Raw genomic sequence first — 18,272 nt, 5'->3', positions numbered from 1 at the left:
CACCGGCAGCACTAGCCACCGACGGATGTGCCGAACAGCAACCCCAGAACGTAGGTCGCTGCTGCGGCCCCGTATCCGATCAGAAGCTGGCGGAATCCGCGCCTGAGCGGGGATGCTCCGGACAACAGCCCCACCACAGCGCCGGTCCCCATGAGCGCGATGCCCACGAGCAATAGCGAAATGACCATGCCCGGAAATCCGGAGACGCCGAAGATATAGGGCAGGATCGGAATGATCGCGCCCGAAGCGAAGAAACAGAAGCTCGACGCCGCCGCCCCGAGGTCCGTGCCCAGAGCGACATTTTCCGCGGACTCCTCTTTCAGCTCTGCCTCAGGTCGATGAGAGAAGGAGGGGTCGCAATCGCACTCGAAGTACCCGAACCTCTCCATGGCCCGGTGCCGAGCGGCTTCTTGGTTCATGCCGCGCGCCCGGTAAATGAGTTCGAGCTCGTTGCGGTCGATGTCCAGGTCAGGGGCCACATCCAGGGTGACCTGGGTCGGGCGAGAGGCGTCCAGAAGCTCCCGTTGGGATCGCACCGAGACGAATTCGCCCGCCCCCATGCTCAAGGCGCCCGCCAGAAGGCCCGCCACACCGCTGAGCAGGACCATATGCGGGCTCGCTCCAGAAGCTCCGATACCCATGATGAGGGCGACGTTGGATACCAGCCCGTCATTGGCGCCGAATACCGCGGCCCGAAAGTTGCCGGAGAGCTTCTCACGGCCGTTGGTTGCCAGGGCCCGTACGACCTCCTCGTGAACTGCCTCGTCCGCGGCCATCGAGTCGGGCGCGTCCGGATCCTCGTCGTAAGGTGAACGGCCTTCGGCTCGTTGTGCCAACGCCAGGACGAAAACGGACCCGAAATGCTTTGCCATGAACTGGAGCGCAAGGGAAGAGGCAGACGGGCGCGGCTCGGGGTACGCGCGAGGACCGAGAAGATCCCGCCAATGCTCTTGGTGCCGTTTTTCGGCGTCGGCCATTTCGGACAAAATTTCGCAGTCGCGCCCCTCGGTGCGTTCCGCCAAGTAGTGGTACACCTTGGCTTCAGAAATCTCGTCGGCAAGGTACCGACGCCAACGGCGTCGCTGGGATGCGGTGATGGACTCGGGACTCACCGACTCTTGGGCGGCGCCGGGGGAATCGGGGTAGCGGGAACTGGATGAATCGTGGCCGGCGGGATGGGGGTTCATCGGCTCTTGGCTCATAGGGGGTGTCTCCTCCGGGCCGCGCACCACGAGGAAATATCGCGGAGACTTCGGCCCTAGTTTGTTGATCCCTGGATGGGTCATGGGGCCGAAGGTCTCGCTCGCCCATAGCATCATTCCGCAAGGCCGGGGCCTCCGCGATGCGATGGGTGGATTGCCGGGAGAATGCTCTCCAGCGTGTCGACAATCCTCTTTGGCGCCTCAAAGCGCCGTTGGGAACTACTCCCCTTCGATGCGCTCCACCTTAGCCGTTTTCTGGCCGCGAAGCACGACCCCGGAGAATAATGCGCCGAAGGCCACAACCGCGATGCAGAACCAACCCGTCAGTCTCCAGCCGCCCGCAATGTAGAAGAACCCTCCTGCCCAACCCACGACTGCCGAACCGGCGTAGTAGAAAAGGTTGTACATCGCGGTGCCTTGGGCCTTACCGTCCCCCGCGAGCAAGCCGGTCCACGCGGAGGCCGCGGAGTGTGCCGCGAAGAATCCCATTGTCAGCAGGACCAGTCCAATCACGACGAGGATGAGGGGCCCGGTCGTGGTCAGCAGAACTCCTGCAATCATGACGAACATTGACACCAGAATCGTGGTGAGCCGACCGAACCGCGCGGCAAGTCGACCCGCGATGCTCGAGGTGAAGGTCCCCGAAAGATACGCCAAGAAAAGTAACGAGATCGCTACCTCGGAAAGCGAATACGGTGGCAGCTCCAGTTTGAACCCGACGTAGTTGTACACCGTCACGAACGCGCCCATGAGAGTAAAAGCCAACAGAAAAAGGCTGACCATGCCGGGGTTCCTGAGGTGCCGGCCGATGCGCTCGAGGGTTGTGCGGATAGCACCCGATGCGGGCACGGGTGTGAATCGTCGGGCCTTGGGCAGCAGGATGAGGAACGCGACGGCGGCGGCCGTCGCCAGAACCGCCACGGACATGATGGCGATGCGCCAGTTACCCGTGAACTGTGCGACGGGACCCGAGATAAGGCGACCGGCGAGCCCCCCGATCGTGGTTCCGGCAACGTACAACCCGGTCGCGGCACCCGCATGGAGCGGTTGGGTCTCCTCGGTGATGAACGCGACGGCGACCCCCGCGAGCCCGGCCAAGGCGGCGCCCTGCACGAACCGGAAGAACAGCAGCATCTCGAAGTGAGGAACCCAAGGGATCAGCAGGCCCAAGAGTGTTGCGGTGATGATCGCGATCGCCATGGTGCGGTTCTTACCCCACCGATCGGCAACGTAAGTCCAAGGCAACGCGAAGAGAGCAAGACCAAGCGTGGCCGCAGAAACTATGAGGGCAACGGATGCGACATCACGATTCAGATCCGAGGCAATGGACGGCAAAACGGCCTGCGGCGAATACAGGGGAGCGAAAGTCGCCACGCCCGCACAGAACATTGCTACGAGCATTCTCGTGAATTCTGGGGTGCCGCGTGTATAGCCCAACCACTCGTTGTCGATCGGACCTGTTGGCGGCGTCGAAGACACCAAGAATCATCTCCTGCTCAGCGTGAGTGTGGTGAGGCCCTAAAGAGTCGGGGCCGTGGCAGACCGGCCCAACTCGTAGATGGCTCCCGACCCCCACCGGAATCGGTATGGATCGGAACAGCCCCTGCCGTAGCGGAGCGCGTCCACCAGGATCCCGGCCGCGTCATTCAACGAGAGTTGGGACTGCTCCCAGTGCCACTGATCCGGATTCGGTGGCGTCCAACCTGCTTCTTTCAGGTATTCCTCGTCCAGGGGCCACATGATCGCCGGGAGGAACTGCTCCGAAACCAGGGAAACCGAGACCCCACCCGGACCGGTAAATGCCTGTGCGTAGGGTGAGTCACCTCCCGTATTGCCGGTGTCGTAGTCGACAGTGAGGAAATGCTTCCACGGCAGTTCCTTGATTGCCTGGCCTATTTCTTCGATCAGGCTGCGCCAGGCCGTCTCGTCACCGGTGGCCTCACCGCCTATGTGTTCGACGACGCCAATGCCCCGGTCAATCCAATGCTGAGGCGACCATGAACCTGGCCCTTGCGCTCCTGAGGTGGACTGACCGTTGCCCCAGGGGCCCACCCAATTCTCCTCGTATCGCGGATCGCACCGACCGGGAGCCTCCTCATTGATGAGCCGACGGCCATGAACCAAAGCCTTGTGCCACGACCCGAAACGATTGCGCAGAGTCGCCAGAGTGGGTCGGGGCGTCGTGTGCCGGGCGACGTCGGAAGACCACCGACCGTAAAGCAACGCCAACGGTTTGCGATTGTTCCGGATGCAATACGTGAGGAAGTCAGCGATGGCACTCCGAAACCGGTCCTGCGTGAAATCCGGGACGCGGTCCGTGCCATCCGGACCATAGCGCTTACCGGGAGCCAAACCGATCGAGACAAGGGCACGTGACCACGAACCTTCGCCGAATTGGGAACTCAGCGACCGAGCGCTCGCGGGCCAGTTGCTCCGCACCAACCGTGACATCTCGACGAGATCGCCGGGCAATTCATTGCGGAAGGCCTCATACTCTGTGCTGGTGATCGACGTTTGCGGGAATTCGGTCAGAAAAGACAGCGTTGCCCCGACTTTGCCCAGAAGCGCAGCTGTCTGTTCCTCCGAAGCCCCGGCGGCCTCGAAGATCCGGGAAATATCCTGGACGATCGCGGGGTCGCCCGAAACCGCAATGAAGCGGCGGTCCTCGCCGAGGTCGAGTAGATGATTGAGGGCCAGCCAGACACCCGAGGCGAGCAACGTGCTGTTGAGCGACTCCTCGCCGGGATGCACGAATCGCTGGGGGTATTGGGACAGGGCCCGGTCCAGATAATGGCGCGGAATTTTCGGGTACAGCGTCACCAAACGGTGGCGGGATTCGCTGCGCGTCCAACCAGCGTCGGCGAGTTCATTGACCAGAGGTTTGAAAGCGTCGAGGAACTCCGCGTATCCCTCGCATTCTGAACCGTCCATGATCCCTTCATCCCACCGAGAATTATCCGCCGGGCGGCGGGCTGAAAGACGGGAGCGGACCCATTGCCGCTGACTGCGTCTTTCCTTATGAGCGTATGCATCCTCGACGTGAGCTGCCAAGAAGCGAACGCGATATTACCTGATACTGCGAACGCTTACACTCCGCGGCCGACACACAGAGGCGCCCCTTCCGGACTTTGCGGAAGGGGCGCCGACGGTTCTCGCACTGCGAACCTTCGCTACATGGTCTCGGATGGATCGTGACCGATGCGACCATCTTCACGACTGAGGCCGCTGATGGACTGGATTTCCGCGTCCGTAAGCTTCAGGTCGAGGGACTTGAAGTTCTCGACGATACGTTCGGGCGTGACCGACTTGGGGATGACCACATTGCCCAGAGCAAGATGCCACGCGATGACAACCTGGCCCGCGGTCATACCGTGCTTTTCAGCGATGTCGGTGATGACCTTCTCCTGGAGAACCTCTCCGCCCTGGCCCAGGGGAGACCAGGCTTCCGTCGCGATGCCCAACTCGGCGTTGACTCGGCGTATGTCCTCCTGATTGAAGAAGGGATGCAACTCGACCTGATGGATGGCCGGAGTGACTCCGGTTTCCTCGACGATCTCGCGCAACTGCTCTTCAGGGAAGTTGGAGACGCCGATCGACTTGACTTTGCCTTGCTTCTGGAGCTCGATGAAAGCTTTCCACGTGTCCAAGTACCGCTTGTTCTCGGGCTGGGCCCAGTGAATCAGGTAGAGATCGACCGGTTTGTCCAAGCCGAGGCGCTCCGCGGAACGGTCAAAGGCTTCGAAGGTCGACTCGTATCCCTGATCGTCGTTCCACAGCTTGGTGGTGACGAAAATATCCTTCTCGTTCACGTCGGATGCGGCAATACCGCGTCCCACGCCTTCCTCGTTCCCGTAGATCTTCGCGGTGTCGATGTGACGGTAGCCCGCGGCGAGGGCCTGCTGAACTACTTTTTCGGCGACGTCGTCTTCGACCTGGAATACGCCATATCCCAACTGGGGGATCTGGTTGCCGTCGTTGAATGTGACATTCGGTGATGTGCTCAAAACGTAAATTCCTTTCAAAGATTGCCTTGTCTTGATCGCCATAACAGCTCACCGGGCGAGGGTATTCCCGGCTAGGCTCTTCCCATGTCCAAGCTGTTCATGGACCTCACCCCGTTGAGGAAGTACCCGGACTTCCGCCGGTTGTGGATGGGCTCTGCCTTTTCGACCCTGGGTTTCCAAGTCACCACGATGGCTGTGTCCCTGGAGATTTTCGCCATCACAGGGTCGACATTCGCCGTCGGTGCGGTCGGGCTGGTCGCGGTGCTTCCGCTGATCGTGGGCGGAATGTACGGCGGGGTCATCGCGGATGCGATGGACAGACGCGTGGTCGCGCTCGCGGCTTCGCTGACCCTCTGGTTGGTCAGCGTATTGATCGCTCTCCAGGCGTTTCTGCATCTGGAGAATGTTGGGGTGCTCTATGGACTCGTGGCCGTCCAGTCCTTCTTCCATCCGATCAACCAATCCGCACGTGGAGCCATTATCCCGAAAGTCGTCGGGATGAAGCGGCTTCCGGCTGCCAACGCGCTGAACATGTCCGTCAATACTCTTGCCATGACCCTTGGGCCGATGCTCGGGGGTTTCCTGGTCGCGGCCGTCGGATACGGATGGACATACGTCGTCGACGTCGTGACTTTCACCGTGGGGCTGTGGGCGCTGTACCGTTTGCCCGCCCAGCGGCCTGATCACGATGACGCCGCGCCGTCCCGCGGATTCGCCGCGGTCTTCGAAGGTTTCCGCTTCGTGCGCAGATCTCCGGTGATCTCCATGACTTTTCTCTTGGACTTGTGCGCAATGATTTTCCTGTTTCCCCAGGCATTGTTCCCCGCGATGGCCATCACCGTGGTGGGCGGCAATGCGGCGGTGGCCGGCCTGCTGTCCGGAACTATGACGGTCGGAGCTTTTCTGGGGACCTTGCTTTCAGGCCGCGCGGTCGCCGTAACCCGGCAGGGTGCGGCGCTGACGTGGACGTATGCGGGATGGACCGTAGGGATGCTGTGGTCTGGGCTGGCGATCGTGTGGGTAGCCACCGGCACGACCCCGGGGAGCGCAGGCGCCTGGACCGGCCTCGTGCTGTGCTTGCTGGGCCTCATGGTCGCCGGTGCCTCCGACGCGGTGGGCGGTATTTACCGGTCTACCATTCTGCAGACCGCGGCCCCCGACCATATGCGCGGAAGACTGCAAGGCCTGTTCATCGTGACCGTGACCGGCGGGCCGCGCATCGGCTCCGGAGTGATGGGTGCGGCGGGGCAGTGGGCCGGTCCGGGTATGGCGTTGGTCTACGGCTCGATTGCGTGTGCGGCGAGCCTCGGAGCACTGAGCGCGAAGTTTCCGCAGCTTCGCGGTTACCGTGCTCCTGCGCCGCCGGAGACGTCAGCCATAGACACGATTCAGATGCCGCAGACCCGGACCGAGACCGCGGAATTTCCCCAGATACAGCCCCGGAGACCCGACCAAAACGAGTAACGCGCACCGGGGCGGCTGATTTCGCGAGGCGGCACATTCGCATCGTGCATGCGGCATGTGCCGGGCAAAAGTGCCACCTCGCAGGGATCACAAGATTAGGCGTTGTCCTCCGTGATCAATTCGGCGGCACGTTCACCAATCATGAAGCACGTGATGTTGGGATTGACTGCCACGATCTCCGGCATGACCGATGCATCGGCCACGCGCAACCCCTGCACGCCCTTGACGCGAAGACGAGGATCCAAGGGAGAGTCGATGTCGTCGTCGGCCCCCATGCGCACGGTCCCGACGGGGTGGTAGACCGTGTTGTGGGTCTTGGCGACGTAGTCGGCGATCTCTTCGTCGGTCTGGACGTCTTCGCCTGGGAAGAGTTCGCGTCCACGCCACTCGTCCAGGGCCGACTGCGACGCGATCTCACGGGCCTTCCGGATGCCCGCAACCATGATCGCCATGTCGTAGCCCTCCTCGTCCGTGAAGTACTTCGGGTCGAACTTCGGCTTGTCCCTGAAATCCAAGGAACGCAGACGAACGGTTCCGCGCGAGCGAGCGTGAGGCACGTTAGGGGTCAGGCAGAAGACATTGTCTCCGGTGGGGTAGCCTTGCCGGAGAGTGTGCATGTCGAAGTTCACCGAACCGTAATGCATCATGAAATTCGGCCGACCGGGGAACTCATCCTTGAAAGGCACATCGAGTTCCGTGAAGATTCCGATTTCCCACCACTGCGTCGAGTCGGTGACCATCGGCTTCTTGGCTTCCCACTGGATAACGGCCTCTGGGTGATCCTGAAGGTTCTCGCCCACACCCGGCGAGTCCTGGAGGACCTCAATGCCGACCTGACGCAGATGTTCGGCCGGACCGATGCCTGAGAGCATCAGGAGCTTGGGCGTATCCACGGCACCCGCGGACAGAATGATCTCCTTGCGGGCACGGATGGTCTTGGCGACGGCGAAGGCATTGTCCACGACCTCGACGCCGACTGCCCGCTTGTCTTCGTCGAAAATGACCCGCTTGACTTGGGTATCTGTGATGAGGTGGAAATTCTTCCGGTCCCGGATCGGGTGGATGTAGGACACCGCCGACGATGAACGGGTACCGTCCGCACGGCGGTTGATCTGGAAGAAATTTGCACCGTTGGTCACGGTCTTGCCCGAGTTGAACTGGGTCCGGGGAATCCCGGCCTGTTCGCACGCGTCCAGGAGTGCGACGCCGCAGGGATCCTTGGGCGGGACATTCATCAGGTGAACGGGGCCCGAGTCGCCGTGGTGCTCATTGCCGGGCTTGCCGGCATCTTCGTTCGTCTCGAGCTGTTTGTACAGGCGGAACCCGTTCTCTGCGTCCCATCCTTTGGCACCGAACTTATCTTCCCACTCGTTGAGGTCCTCTTCCGGGGCCCAAAAAGCGATGCAAGAGTTGTGCGACGAGCAACCGCCGAGCACCTTGGCCCGTGCCATTCGCATAAAAGAATTGCCCTTTTCCTGCTCCTCGACCGGGTAATCCCAGTCGTAGCCGGATTCGAGCAACTCCATCCACCGGTTGAGCGCCAGAACCTCATCGATGCCCTCGTCGTCCGGACCGGCCTCGATCAGCGCGACCTGGGCCTCCGGGTTCTTCTCGCTCAAGCGGGCTGCGGTCGCCGCACCCGATGAGCCGCCCCCGACGATGATGTAATCGAATTCCTGAACTTCGGTCATATCTTGGTTTCCTCTCGTGTCGGAGATCTTTACTCGGAGTCGCTGAACCAGCCGGTCACGGCCGGGGCCGTGTTGTGGTAGATGTGCTTGGTCTCCTGGTACTCACCGAGCCCGTGCAGGCCAAGTTCGCGGCCCACGCCGGACTGCTTCATTCCGCCCCATTCGGCCTGCGGCAGGTACGGGTGGAAATCGTTGATCCAAATGGTTCCGTGGCGCAACCGCGAGGCGATGCGCTCGGCCTTGCCGGCGTCCTGTGTCCAGACGGCACCCGCCAGACCGTAGAAGGTGTCGTTCGCGGTTGCCACGGCCTCATCTTCTGTGGAGAAGGTCTCGATGGTCACGACCGGCCCGAAGGCTTCGTCGCGCACCACAGACATCCCGCGCTCGACCTGGTCGATGATGGTCGGCTTGTAGAAATAGCCGTTGGCCAGCTCGCCGTCTGTGGCCCATTCCCCACCGCAACGAATACGAGCGCCTTCTTCGACACCGGCCTTGACGTAGTCAGTGACTTTCTGGCGATGCTGTTCGGAAATCAGGGCGCCGGTTTCGGCCTTGTCGTCGAAGGGGCCGCCGATGCGGATGTTCTCCGCGCGGCGGACGAGCTCAGCGGTGAACTTCTCGGCGATCGACTCCTCGACGACGATGCGTGCACCGGCGGAGCAAACCTGGCCGGAGTGCACGAAAGCGCCATTGAGGGCATTGTCCACGGCGGCATCGAAGTTCGCATCCGCGAAGATCACATTCGGGTTCTTGCCTCCCAGCTCCAATGCGACCTTCTTGACGGTCGCGGCGGCGGCTCCGGCGATCTTGCGCCCGGTCACCAGACCGCCCGTGAAGGAAATCAGGTCCACATCCGGATGCGAGGAGAGCGGTGCCCCGGCCTCGGCTCCGGCACCCAGAACCAGGTTCCCGACGCCCGCGGGCAGACCGAGCTTGTCCAGTACGTCCAGGAGCAGAATCGCGGTGTGGGGAGTCAACTCGGCGGGTTTGAGGATGAACGTATTGCCCGCGGCCAGCGCCGGAGCGACCTTCCAGGCGACCTGCAGCAACGGGTAGTTCCACGGCGTGATCATGCCGCACACGCCCACTGGCTCGGTCACCACGCGCGAGGAGACGTTGGGATCGCCAGCGTCCACGACCCGGCCCGCGTCCTGTCCTGCGACCTTGCCGTAGTACTGGAAACAAGCAGCGATGTCGTCCATGTCCAATTCGGACTCGACCAACCGCTTACCGGTGTCTAGGGATTCGGCGCGGGCAAATTCGTCCTTGCGTTCCCGCAACTGCTGGGCGACCTCGAGCAGGAAATCGCCACGTTCGGGTGCGGTGGCATCCCATGCCCCTTCGTCGAAGGCACGGCGGGCCGCCGCGATTGCCGACTCGGTGTCGGCCGACGTAGCTTCCGCGACGATTCCGACCTCGGAACCGTCGGCCGGGCAGACAATCGTTCGGGTTCCGCCATTCTGAGCGGAGACCCACTTGCCGTTGATGTACAGCGTATTGCTCACTTCGTTCCTTCCTCTGCGGGAGATTTATCCGGCGCCTCTTGGTCGGTCACCGGGATGTCTTGCGGGGCTGTGAAATCCATGGACCAGTCCGTCGTCGCGACGGAAGAACCGATGATTTCGGTCGAGCCCGCCTCTTCGACGGTCGGCCCACTGATGCGAATGAATTCGATATGACGCTCGTGGTTGTCCAGAACGTCGTGAATGAGCTGCTCCTTCGTGTACCCGTAAACGTCATAGCCTCGGGAACCGGTCAGGGCGAAAGGTTCCAGACGATAGTAATTGTCCTCGGTCTTGGCGGGGTTGAGAAGGTAACTCGGAGTGGGCCAAGCGACCGGGTAGACCTGATAGGTGAAGTCGCGTTCACCATCCATTTTCTCCGTCAGAGTCACGTAAGGAATCGTGGTCGCGGGATCGACACCGCGCTCGACGATCGCGTCCACGCCTTCGGTCCGCAGGGCTTCGCAGACTTCCTCCAGCGCCGGGGAAACGACGGTCTCCAGGTAACGGGTCGTCGCCTTCTGGCCGGGATAGGAGACGGAGCGGGTCAAGCGTTGGCGCCAGCTGCGCGTCGAGGAAGACGGCTCGATCGACATCGCGCGATTCGCGGCCCGGACACCGGCGTAGGCGGCATCGCGGGAAGCCATGTCCGCGCTCTCCACGCGGAGCGCCTTCCACAGGCCGAACATCACCAGATAGAGGACGATCGCGAAAGGGAGGCCGAAGACGATGGTGGCCGATTGCAGTGTTGCGATTCCGCCGATCAGCAGCATAGCCAGCGTCAACAGGCCCGTAGCCGCAGCCCAGAAAATGCGCATCCACTTCGGACCGTCCTCATTGGGATCCTCGATGGTCGAGGCGAAGTTCGACATCACGAGCGCACCCGAATCGGCGCTCGTAACATAGAACAGCAGACCCGTGAAGGTCGCGACGGCAGCGGCCGCGGTCGCACCCGGATACTGGGCGAGCAATGTGTAGAAAGCCTGCTCCGGGGTGTTCATGATCGTCTCGCCGAAGGCCGAGTCCTTTTGTTCGTAGATCAGGTTCAGCGCGGAGTTACCGAAGATCGAGATCCAGATCAGAATGAAAGCGAAAGGAATGGTCAGGGTGCCCACCACGAACTGACGGATGGTGCGTCCGCGCGAAATGCGGGCGAGGAATAATCCCACGAAGGGGGACCAAGCGACCCACCAGGCCCAGAAGAAAAGGGTCCACGTGTTCATCCAGTCGCTGGGATGATCGAAGGCCATCGCGTCCAGCGTCATGCCGGGGAACCGGCTGAGGTAGTCGCCCATGTTCATGATCAGGCCGTTCATCAGGAAATCGGTGTCTCCGAAGATCAGGACGTACAGCAGCAAAGCAATGGCCAAGTAGATGTTCAGCTCGGACAAGCGCCGTATCCCCTTGTCCACACCGGATACGGCGGAGGCAATGGCCATCAGCACGGAGACCGCGATGAGACCCGCCTGCACGCCGACTCCCTGCGGGACGTCGAAGAGGAATTGAAGGCCGTAGTTGATCTGCACGACGCCGATCCCGAGCGACGTCGCGACACCGAAAATGGTGCCGAGCAGAGCGGCGATGTCGACGGCGTCGCCCGCGGCTCCCTTGATGCGCTTGCCAATAATGGGGTACAGGGCCGAACGGATCGACAAGGGCAAGTTGAACCGGTATGCGAAATATCCGAAGGCCAGGCCCATGAGGGCGTACATGCCCCAACCGGTCAGGCCGTAGTGGAACAGGGTCCAGACGACGGCTTGGCGTGCGGCCTCGGCGGATTCACCGTTTCCCTGAGCGGGGGTGTAATACTGCGTGACTGGTTCGAGGACAGAATAGAACATCAGGTCCACGCCGATACCGGCCGCGAACAACATGGCTGCCCACGAGAAGAGAGGGAATTGAGGCCTGGAATGGTCCGGGCCTAGCCGAATTTTGCCTTGTTTGCTCGCGGCAATGATCACAATGAAAACCAGGACCACGGTTCCGGTGAGAATGTAGAACCAACCGAAATTCTGGGAGACCCAGGCCACCACGGTTCCGAGAACCGAACTCGCTGAGTCGGGGGCGATGAGCGCCCAGAGAGAGATCAAAAGGGTTCCGAGGGCCGCACCCAAGAAGACCTTCCAATTGGTCTTGCTGGGAGCGTACCGTTCGGTTCCGGTCGGGGAGTGAGGGTTGGAGTCGCTCCCGGTGAGCTCGCTCAATTCTTCGGATAAGGTCTCGGTCTGTTCAGTTGTGTTCATAGAGTCTCAGCGATCGGTAACGTAATCATAAGTTTACTGATGGGTAACCGGATCAACATTAACCCATACGCGTGAACATCGGTACTCGGCCGTGTTAACACTGCGTGTTTGACAAGGGCTATTGCGCGAGAACAGGGCTTTGTCGTCGGCCCTCAGCTCTCAATCAGGCCCCTAATCTCATCGGCGCCCAGAGCGGAGGAGAAAACTTCACCCTCGTCCATGACGGCGTTGAACAGGGCTGCCTTGGACTCTTTGAGGTCCATGACCTTCTCTTCGATGGTCCCTGCGGAGACGAGCCGGTAGACCATGACGTTGCGCTTCTGCCCGATACGGTGCGTACGGTCCACGGCCTGGGCCTCGGCCGCGGGATTCCACCAGGGATCCATGATGAAGCAGTAATCCGCGGCGGTCAGGTTCAGACCGAATCCGCCCGCTTTGAGACTGATCAAGAAGATCGGTGCTTCGCCGCGGTTGAACGCGTCCAAGATCGCTCCGCGGTTTCGCGTCGACCCGTCCAGGTACAAATACGGAATTCCTTCTTCCTCGAGCACCTTCGCGATCAATTTCAGGAAGCTCGTGAACTGGCTGAAAACCAGTGCCCGGTGATCGTCCTCGATGATTTCCGGCAATTGCTCACGCAAATAGGTCAATTTCGCCGAGTCGACATGTTCCTGTTCTTCGTCCACGAGGCCCGCCGCCAGGGAGAGCCGCCGCAGCATCGTGAGGGACTGGAAGATGGTGAACCGGTTCTTGTCCATCTCCTGGAGCAGACCGAGAATTTTCTGGCGTTCGCGCTGAAGGCGTGTGTCGTAGACCTTGCGATGTTCCTCGGAGAGTGCCAGATCAACCCGGTGTTCTTGCTTCTCGGGAAGCTCCGCGGCGACAAGTTCTTTGGTGCGCCGCATCATGAGCGGACGAACCCTTTTGCGCAGCCTCGGCAGGGCCTGGGGATCCTCGCTGTTGGTGATGGGTCTGGCATAGTTGTCGCGGAATTTTCTGGCTGACGGGAAAAGGCCAGGGGCAGCGATGGAGAACATCGACCACAGTTCCATCAGATCGTTCTCCATCGGGGTGCCCGTGACGACCAATTTGAAGGGCGCGGACAGTTCACGCGCAATTCGGTGAGCCTTGGTCTTGGCATTCTTGATGAACTGGGCTTCGTCGAGTACCAGCCCAGTCAGTCCCAGCTCGTTGTATTGGCCTTCGTCGAGTCTCAACAGCGCATACGAGGTGATGACAACATCGGCGCCTTGGGTCCTAGCCGCCACGGTTTTCTTGGCCTTGGCAGAGGAGGTGCTCACGAGCGCCGTCGACAACGACGGAGCAAATCTGTGGATCTCACGTTCCCAGTTCGGGGCGACCGATGTGGGCGCGACGACGAGGAATCGCGGCCGGGTGGCGGCGCCGGAACGTTCCTGGCGGAATACCTCGAAAGCGTGCAGGAACATGGCGATCGTTTGCACGGTTTTTCCAAGCCCCATGTCGTCTGCCAGGATCCCGCCCAGGCGATGATCGTAGAGGAAAGCGAGCCACCGGAAGCCCTCGAGCTGGTACGGGCGAAGCGTAGCCGTCAGGTCCGCGGGCAGTTCCACGGGCGGAATCTCCTCGAGCTCGAGAAGGGCCTGGACCGACTGATTCCATTCTTCGGCGACATGGACGTCCGTCGCCAGGTCCTCGAGATCCTCCCACAAACCGGCCTGGTGCCGGCTGATTTGCAGCGGCGCGGACTGGTCCTGCAGTTGGCGGGCTTCCGAGATCAGATCACGAAGCTTGTGGAATTCGGGGCGGTCCAGCCGGAAATAGGAACCGTCTCCGAGCAGCAAATGCTTTTGCCCCGAGTCGAGAGCCCGGAAGATATCCGCGAAGGGGACATACCAGGCGCCGGCACGAACCGTGACCCCGAGGTCGAACCAGTCCCGGTCCCCCGTGGACTCGACCGAGACCGTGATCTGCGCGTCCGAATCCAGGGACTTGAATTCCGGGAGTTCGCCGTGGATCACCACCGTTGCGTGCGGCATGGCCTCGACGGCAGGGATGACCCGTTCGACCAGGTCGTGAGTCTCCCAGCCAGACACGCGTGTCTGCCGGAAAGGGATTTCGGGCAGAGCGCGACGGATTTCCGAAATCACCGAATGCTCGAGTTCGTTGTCCCGGACCTCGCGGAACGGATCCGGGTGTCCGACGCTGACCGGAACGCGAATCCGACCCTGACCTTCGGCCCCTCCCGAGTGCAGATTCTCTGGCGTTTCACTCGGATCATCCGGCCACACCACGGGCGACTCGGGATAGCTCCAGTACCAGTCGGACGAGGCCGGAAAAATCGAGACACCCTCCGGATCCGACTCGCTCCCGTCGAAAGACACCTCGAAAATCAGCTTGGGTTCTTGGACTTCAGGGAGGGCCGATACGGCGTCATCATCCGCGAAAATCGGAACCCGGCGCGCAATCTGGGGGTAGAAGTCTTCGGCGAAATCCCGAACGTCCGGCTCGGGGACGGTCAGTCCGCCGTCCTCGGCGATCGATCGGGCCAGTTGACTGGGCGTTTCCGCGAGAGGCATGAAGAGAAGTTCGGTGTCATCCGAGACCCATTCTTCTTCCAGGGCCGCGGCGGCCAGTTCGGGGAGGGGGCTAGGTCGGGAGCTTCCCCAGGCCGACGACGCCTCTGCGTCTCTGAGGTATTCCGCGTGCAGCGTTCCGCCCAATGCAAAATACGCCTGGGGTGCATGGGTATTGCCCAGTGGAAAGGCCGAATTCGCGGGGACCCAATTCGTCGAAGGGTTCTCCTTGCCGTCGTCCTCCCGGTCGAGAGCCAGCCGGAACCCCGGGGAAACATCCAAACCTCCGGCTTCGTTCCGACCGACGCGCAACTCGAGTCGGGTTTCGGGGGCGAGTCCGACGGCGACCGGCCTGCCGCGGACCAGCAGCGCGATGCCCAACCCCGCAGCTCTCTCCAAGAGGTCCCACACGAGGGGCGAGGACACGTGGTCCAGCGAAACGTAATCGTGCGTCGAGGCGTACATGTTCTGGTCGGGCTGGACCACGGAATAGAATTCGCGGAACCAGGCCGTGTGCTCCGGGGGTATGCCAACATCTTGCTGGGGGGACCCCGAGAAGACGTTCCAGTTCAATCCCCCCTTGATCCAGCGGCCCCGAGTGCCCAATTTCAGAGGGCGGGCGGTGAGCCGAACCGGCGCCGGTGAATCGCTGGACTGGCGACCGAACCAGTAATGCTGAGGTACCTCGACGTCGAGGTCCAGCGCGCTGGGAACTGGATTCGAGTGCTGGCTCCCGTAGGTCCGTTGCGACTGAAGCGCCCTAGTCATTTGCCGGCGCCACGAGGACTGCATGTCACCCAAGGCGCGATTCGAGGGCGCTTCACCCGAGTCGTCGCTCTTCTTGAAACTCGTGAAGGTCTCCAACGCCGACGCGGGCAAGGACACGCCGGAGTCCTCGGACCAGCGCTTGACGGCCTCAGGTACGGAATCATCGTTTGACGTCGCGCTCGGATCCTCATGATCTGCTTGGGAAGCAGACCGAATGGGCTGCGACTCCGAGGGAGCGCCCCAACCGCCTTCGTGAAACCAACCCAGGAGCGCGGCGACCACGTGCTTGCAATTGGTTCCCACCGGGCACGAACAGAAAGAGTGGAAAGGCGCCGAGTGAGGGCTCGTCTCTTCGGGAAAGATGACGGTCTGTGAATAGGTGTGCCGCTCGCTGCCGGAAACCTTGGATGAGAAGGTCAGGCTATCGGCGTCGTACGCGGCGGACAGCACTTTGCCCGCGCGGTAGTAGCGCTCGCCGCGGCCAAACGCGTTGTGGCCGACTGCTTTGATGATCTGCGCGACAGATACCGGCATCTGCTGAGCGGGAAATGGCATAACTTCCAATCTAGTACCTCTGAGGAAAACTTCAGAGGAGAGACTTTTCAAGACGGCCGATCCCTGGGTATGCTTGAACACAGCTTCAAGAGACTCAACTGACAAGCTCCGACTTGGTTGAGCGCCAACCCCATGTTCAAGGGTGGCTCGGATGACGAAGCGGTCTATATTCGCCGTACGCGGCAGAAATAGTTTGGTATAGGCAAGAGCATCGAAAGGATTGCGCGCTCGCGCTGATGGCAATGTCCAATAACACCGCCCGTCCCGATTTTTCCTCGGCCGTTCCCGTATCTCGTGGCTATCAGGCCATGAGCATTCAGGACTACGCCCGCGTCGACTCCGCACGGTCAGAGTTCCTCAACTTCCTGCTGGCACCCGCCGGAACCGGCGAGCCGATCGTCGAGTTGGCGGTCGAAAGCGCCGCATGAGTTCAGGCTCACGGGGCCTCCTGCTCGACTCGGATGTCCTTGCGGAAATCCGTCGATCCAGGCCGAACCCCACGATCGTTGCTTTCCTGCGCCGCCGGGCCCACCGGACCCTCTTTCTCTCGACGCTCTCCTTGGGAGAGCTACGGGGCTTGTACCCGCAGCAGGAAACGGAACGATGGCTGGAGGAGTTAATCGAAAGATTCGACGATCATGTCCTCGACGTGGATTCGGAGGTCGCCCGGGAATGGGCGGGCCGGTCGACTCCCCAGTCGATTCTGCGCACCGGTCAGAACCCCGGTGCGTCGTGGACCGGCGCCGCAGTGGAAGGCCTGGTGGCCGCCACGGCTCTGGTCCACGATTTGACGGTGATCTCCTCGAAATCAGACGTTTATCGGTCGTGGGGTGTCCAGGCGCAGAATCCCTGGAAGGAAAACTAGACCGACTCGATCCGTCGACCGTGACCAGAGGCGCCATGGCGTGACGAGGTCTGGCTGTTTCTGTCTCCGGCGCTGGGGTGCTCGTCCCTCCAGCGACTCAACTGCCGCGTCCTGTGGAATTCTGCGGCACGATGGTAGTAGTTCTCCAGCTTGAGCGACGTCGCGGCCCAGGATTTCGTTTCCATGGCCTCGCGCCCGTTGGCGGCCAGGCGGGACCTCGATCGGTTGTCCCTGAGGGATTCCACGATGGTGCGCAGCATACCGAGCTGCCCAGGCTCGTAGAGCCTGCCGGTCACGTCGTCGTCGATGATGTCCAGTGGCCCGCCCTTTCCGACAGCCACAGTCGCCACGCCCGAGGCCATGGCTTCCTGAAGGGTTTGGCCGAAAGTCTCGAATTCGCCCGGATGTGTGAAGACATCGAGGCTCGCCATGTGCTCGGCCAGTACTGTCCCGGTCAGCTGGCCGGCGAAGACGGCCCGGTGCAATGTCGATTGGAGGCGCTGGGCCTCAGGCCCGCCTCCGATCACCACGAGCCTGACCCCCGGCAGCGACTGAATCACGCGCAAGTCCTCGACCTGCTTTTCCGATGCAAGGCGTCCCACGAAACCGACGAGGAGATCGTCCGGCCCTGCGCCCAAGGAGGACCGAATCGACAATCTGCGGCGACTGGGGTTGAAGAGTCCGGTATCGACGCCGCGGCCCCATCTGAAGACCCGTGGGACACCCAAAGACTCCAAATAAGCCATGGACGACCGGGAAGGAGCCAGTGTCAGGGTCGCATTCGAGTGGATCGCTGCTATGCGTCTGTCGGCCGTTGCCGCGAGCCACGACATCCCATACCGGTGCGTATAAGCGGCTACGTCCGTTTGGTACACGGCGACCGACGGGATTCCGAGGCCCTTGGCCGCGGTCACGGCGCGAGCCCCCAGAACGAAAGGCGACGCGACGTGCACGATGTCGGGCCGATAGTCGGCCATGATCCGACGAACGGCAGCCACAGTTCCCAGGGAGAAGCGGAGCGTGGGATAACCGGCCAATGGCAACGAAGGCAGACGAAGGGTCGGGACGTCCTCGATCTCTTCGAACGCCTGCCCAGGGGCCAAGGCAACGGGGGAGGAGTCCTCTGGCCACGGCCGGACCTCGGGTATGGCGCCGGACGGGACCACGCGGGGGAAGCGCGGAAACAAAGCAGGGGACCAGTCCGAGGGCTTGAACCCGCGACCGGACGGGGCCACATGCATCACCTCGTGGCCACGCCGACGCAGGTTCTCGGCGCTTCGCAAGAGCGAGGTCGTGACACCGCTGAGATGAGGGACAAAAGATTCCGCAACCATCAGGATTCGCACAATCCAAGGCAACCGTCTGACCCGAACTTTCGTGCGAGGTTCAGATGACGTCAGATTGAACTGTGGATTAAAAGCCA

At 61.7% G+C, this 18,272-nt stretch carries 12 protein-coding genes and 1 riboswitch; of the genes, 3 read left to right on the top strand and 9 right to left on the bottom strand.

Annotated features, from left to right (window positions below):
- Positions 1-11 precede the first annotated feature (11 nt).
- The 4 genes from EWR20_RS11405 to EWR20_RS11390 form a co-directional block, all read right to left on the bottom strand.
- A complete protein-coding gene (locus EWR20_RS11405) occupies positions 12-1,202 on the bottom strand; it encodes a VIT1/CCC1 transporter family protein (protein WP_238147724.1) in 1,191 nt (396 codons plus the stop codon).
- 219 nt (positions 1,203-1,421) lie between these two features.
- Positions 1,422-2,681, bottom strand: coding sequence for an MFS transporter (locus tag EWR20_RS11400; protein WP_129360783.1), 1,260 nt, complete (start codon positions 2,679-2,681; stop codon positions 1,422-1,424).
- A 39-nt stretch (positions 2,682-2,720) separates the two neighbouring features.
- A complete protein-coding gene (locus EWR20_RS11395) occupies positions 2,721-4,133 on the bottom strand; it encodes a TY-Chap domain-containing protein (RefSeq protein WP_129360782.1) in 1,413 nt (470 codons plus the stop codon).
- Between the two features lie 239 nt (positions 4,134-4,372).
- Positions 4,373-5,206, bottom strand: coding sequence for an aldo/keto reductase (locus tag EWR20_RS11390; protein ID WP_238147723.1), 834 nt, complete (start codon positions 5,204-5,206; stop codon positions 4,373-4,375).
- 84 nt (positions 5,207-5,290) lie between these two features.
- Between EWR20_RS11390 and EWR20_RS11385 the strand changes: the two genes are divergently transcribed.
- On the top strand, positions 5,291-6,670 hold the full coding sequence (locus EWR20_RS11385; RefSeq protein ID WP_129360780.1) for an MFS transporter: 1,380 nt from the start codon (positions 5,291-5,293) through the stop codon (positions 6,668-6,670).
- 95 nt (positions 6,671-6,765) lie between these two features.
- Here the strand turns inward: EWR20_RS11385 and EWR20_RS11380 are convergent, their stop codons facing one another.
- The 4 genes from EWR20_RS11380 to EWR20_RS11365 all read right to left on the bottom strand — a co-directional run bounded on the left by EWR20_RS11380 (position 6,766) and on the right by EWR20_RS11365 (position 15,984).
- Positions 6,766-8,361, bottom strand: coding sequence for a GMC family oxidoreductase (locus EWR20_RS11380; protein WP_129360779.1), 1,596 nt, complete (start codon positions 8,359-8,361; stop codon positions 6,766-6,768).
- A gap of 29 nt (positions 8,362-8,390) precedes the next feature.
- Positions 8,391-9,866 (bottom strand): aldehyde dehydrogenase family protein, encoded by a 1,476-nt coding sequence (locus EWR20_RS11375; RefSeq protein ID WP_178946006.1) that lies wholly within the window; start codon positions 9,864-9,866, stop codon positions 8,391-8,393.
- The gene (betT, locus tag EWR20_RS11370; protein WP_129360777.1) at positions 9,863-12,106 is read right to left on the bottom strand and encodes a choline BCCT transporter BetT; all 2,244 of its coding nucleotides are present in this window, start codon (positions 12,104-12,106) and stop codon (positions 9,863-9,865) included. Before betT ends, EWR20_RS11375 begins: the two co-directional genes overlap by 4 nt.
- Positions 12,107-12,258: 152 nt before the next feature.
- Complete coding sequence (locus EWR20_RS11365; RefSeq protein WP_129360776.1) at positions 12,259-15,984, bottom strand: DEAD/DEAH box helicase; 3,726 nt, start codon at positions 15,982-15,984, stop codon at positions 12,259-12,261.
- A gap of 83 nt (positions 15,985-16,067) precedes the next feature.
- Positions 16,068-16,199: riboswitch (SAM riboswitch) on the top strand.
- Between the two features lie 27 nt (positions 16,200-16,226).
- Between EWR20_RS11365 and EWR20_RS11360 the strand changes: the two genes are divergently transcribed.
- A complete protein-coding gene (locus EWR20_RS11360) occupies positions 16,227-16,412 on the top strand; it encodes a hypothetical protein (RefSeq protein ID WP_129360775.1) in 186 nt (61 codons plus the stop codon).
- Positions 16,409-16,849, top strand: a complete 441-nt coding sequence (locus EWR20_RS11355; RefSeq protein ID WP_129360774.1) for a type II toxin-antitoxin system VapC family toxin — start codon at positions 16,409-16,411, stop codon at positions 16,847-16,849. The genes EWR20_RS11360 and EWR20_RS11355 overlap by 4 nt, the downstream gene beginning before the upstream one ends.
- On the opposite strand, the gene EWR20_RS11350 is transcribed toward EWR20_RS11355, so the two are convergent.
- Positions 16,846-18,183, bottom strand: coding sequence for a glycosyltransferase family 4 protein (locus EWR20_RS11350; protein ID WP_238147739.1), 1,338 nt, complete (start codon positions 18,181-18,183; stop codon positions 16,846-16,848). The genes EWR20_RS11355 and EWR20_RS11350 overlap by 4 nt on opposite strands.
- Between the last annotated feature and the right edge of the window lie 89 nt (positions 18,184-18,272).

This window comes from Rothia uropygioeca, assembly GCF_004136585.1.
GTDB lineage: Bacteria > Actinomycetota > Actinomycetes > Actinomycetales > Micrococcaceae > Rothia.
The sequence above is the reverse complement of the archived record's forward strand: the minus strand, read 5'-3'. Positions and strand labels throughout refer to the sequence as shown.